This is a genomic window from Streptomyces sp. CO7 (assembly GCF_053474865.1).
In genome coordinates, this window is sequence record NZ_JBRIOU010000004.1 from 770,523 (window position 1) to 773,513 (window position 2,991).

Here is a 2,991-nt window from a genome sequence, read left to right on the forward strand (position 1 = left end):
GCCGGGGCCGGGTCGGACGGTGCCGCCGGCGGCTGCTCGGCCCCGGGGCCGGAGGCGGCGTCGGGGCCGGTGGCCCGCGGCCGCCCCGGCGAGGACAGGAAGAGCAGGATCAGCACCAGCACCGCCGCGAGCGCCGCGAACGCCTTCACCCCCACCAGCGCGAACGCCGCCGCGCCGAGGACGCCGTGCACCACGGCCACCGTCACCAGCAGCCCCGTGCCGAACCGTCCCGGCGCGCGGTTCCGGACCGCGGAGACCACGACCAGCACGCCGCACCCCACGAAGAAGAGGGCGAACAGCACCGCCCCGATGCGCGACGACCGCGCCACCATGTCCGGGTCCAGGCCCGCCAGCGACATCTGCTGGTTCTGCACCATCATGGCCAAGAACCAGTTGAGCCACGCCACCCCGGCCGCCTCGGCGAACATCGCCAACGCCAGGACGAAGCCCACCGTCCTGCGCACCACCGGCCCCACCCACTTCCGCTGATTCCGCCGTGCCCTGGGGCTGGAAGAGCCCTCCGCAAGGCTCCCATTGGCCCGCCCGGCGTATTACCCGGGGTACTTCCCCAGGCGGCGTGAACGTTACTCACGGGTAAGAGAAGCGACAAGAGTTCCGACGACCGCAAAGATTCAACGAGGTGTTCGTAGGGACCCGACAAAGAAACACGGCCTGCGGCGGCGTGGCTTTACAGAGACCTGGGCCACATCGCCGGGCTAGGGTTTCCGGGGGGAGTCCCGCACCGTCCGGTGCTACAAGGGATTTCACGGTTCGGCACCCGCCGCCAGGCCCTCGTTTCACACTCCGTGTGGGCAAGCTCACCACTGTGTACGGGTCGTAGTGACGTGTCGGCAGTCCCTAAACTCGGCTTGTTTCAAGGAGGGAGCCTCAATCGTGCGCAAGGTGCTCATCGCCAACCGTGGCGAAATCGCAGTCCGCGTCGCCCGGGCGTGCCGGGATGCCGGTATCGCGAGCGTGGCCGTATATGCCGAACCCGACCGGGACGCTCTGCATGTGCGGGTCGCGGACGAGGCGTTCGCCCTCGGCGGTGACACCCCGGCGACCAGCTACCTGGACATCGCCAAGGTGCTCAAGGCCGCCGCGGACTCGGGCGCGGACGCGATCCACCCCGGCTACGGCTTCCTGTCCGAGAACGCGGAGTTCGCGCAGGCGGTGATCGACGCCGGGCTGAACTGGATCGGTCCGCCGCCGCAGGCCATCCGCGACCTCGGCGACAAGGTGGCCGCCCGTCACATCGCGCAGCGCGCGGGCGCCCCGCTGGTCGCCGGCACCCCGGACCCGGTGTCCGGTGCCGACGAGGTGGTGGCGTTCGCCAAGGAGCACGGCCTGCCCATCGCCATCAAGGCGGCGTTCGGCGGCGGCGGCCGCGGCCTGAAGGTCGCCCGCACCCTCGACGAGGTGCCGGAGCTCTACGACTCCGCCGTCCGCGAGGCCGTCGCGGCCTTCGGCCGGGGCGAGTGCTTCGTCGAGCGGTACCTGGACAAGCCGCGTCACGTCGAGACCCAGTGCCTCGCCGACAAGCACGGCAACGTCGTCGTGGTCTCCACCCGTGACTGCTCCCTGCAGCGCCGTCACCAGAAGCTGGTGGAGGAGGCCCCCGCGCCGTTCCTCTCCGAGGCGCAGGTCGAGGAGCTGTACGCGGCGTCCAAGGCCATCCTCAAGGAGGCCGGCTACGTCGGCGCCGGCACGGTCGAGTTCCTGGTCGGCGCGGACGGCACGATCTCCTTCCTCGAGGTCAACACCCGTCTCCAGGTGGAGCACCCGGTGACCGAGGAGGTCGCCGGCATCGACCTGGTGCGCGAGATGTTCCGCATCGCCGACGGCGAGGAGCTCGGCTACGGCGACCCCGAACTGCGCGGTCACTCCTTCGAGTTCCGCATCAACGGCGAGGACCCGGGCCGCGGCTTCCTGCCCGCGCCGGGCACCGTCACGCTGTTCGAGGCGCCGTCCGGCCCGGGTGTCCGCCTGGACGCGGGCGTCGAGTCCGGCAGCGTCATCGGCCCGGCCTGGGACTCCCTGCTCGCCAAGCTGATCGTCACCGGCCGCACCCGCAAGGAGGCCCTGCAGCGGGCCGCGCGCGCCCTGGACGAGTTCAAGGTCGAGGGCATGGCCACCGCCATCCCGTTCCACCGCGCGGTGGTCCGGGACCCGGCGTTCGCCCCGGAGCTCACCGGCTCCGAGGACCCGTTCACCATCTACACCCGGTGGATCGAGAGCGAGTTCGTCAACGAGATCCCGCCGTTCGCGGCCCCGGCCGACGCCGAGGGCGACGACGAGGGCGACCGCGAGACGGTCGTGGTCGAGGTCGGCGGCAAGCGGCTGGAGGTCTCGCTGCCCTCCTCGCTCGGCATGTCCCTGGCCCGCACGGGGCTCGCGGCAGGCGCCAAGCCGAAGCGGCGCGCCGCGAAGAAGTCCGGGCCGGCCGCGTCCGGTGACACGCTCGCCTCGCCCATGCAGGGCACGATCGTCAAGGTCGCGGTCGAGGAGGGCCAGGAGGTCAAGGAGGGCGACCTGATCGTCGTCCTGGAGGCCATGAAGATGGAGCAGCCGCTGAATGCGCACCGGTCCGGCACGGTGAAGGGGCTCTCCGCGGAGATCGGCGCCTCCATCAGCTCCGGCGCCCCCATCTGCGAAATCAAGGACTGACCTCCCCCGGGAGCCTCCCGTCCACCCCGCCGCCCGCGCCCCCACCGGCGCGGGCGGCGTCGTTTCCAGGTCCGCACCGCCACCGCGGACACGGCCGCACCCCTGCGGGCGGCTGGGCCGCCCAGGGGACGGCACCATCGCCCGCAGGATGAAGGAGGGCCCCCGCGAACGGGAGCGCCACCCGAAGAGGCAGGAGTCAGCGGCGCCGCATGTCGGCCACTCGGGCGGCCGTCCGCTCCTGCTGGGCGCCCTCGCCGAGAACGGACGCGGCGCGAAGCTGCGGCCCCCCGGGCGCGTGCCCCCGCCGCGGCCCCGGCAACGGCA

The 2,991-nt window shown here is 72.3% G+C and carries 2 protein-coding genes; one reads left to right on the plus strand and one right to left on the minus strand.

Features of this window, described 5'->3' with window-relative positions; translation table 11 throughout:
* Positions 1-380, minus strand: a 380-nt coding sequence (locus tag ACOV8S_RS16320) for a hypothetical protein (protein WP_448318537.1), incomplete at its 3' end; no start/stop codon positions are given.
* A 514-nt stretch (positions 381-894) separates the two neighbouring features.
* Between ACOV8S_RS16320 and ACOV8S_RS16325 the strand changes: the two genes are divergently transcribed.
* Complete coding sequence (locus ACOV8S_RS16325) at positions 895-2,667, plus strand: acetyl/propionyl/methylcrotonyl-CoA carboxylase subunit alpha (protein WP_448318538.1); 1,773 nt, start codon at positions 895-897, stop codon at positions 2,665-2,667.
* Positions 2,668-2,991: the final 324 nt, after the last annotated feature.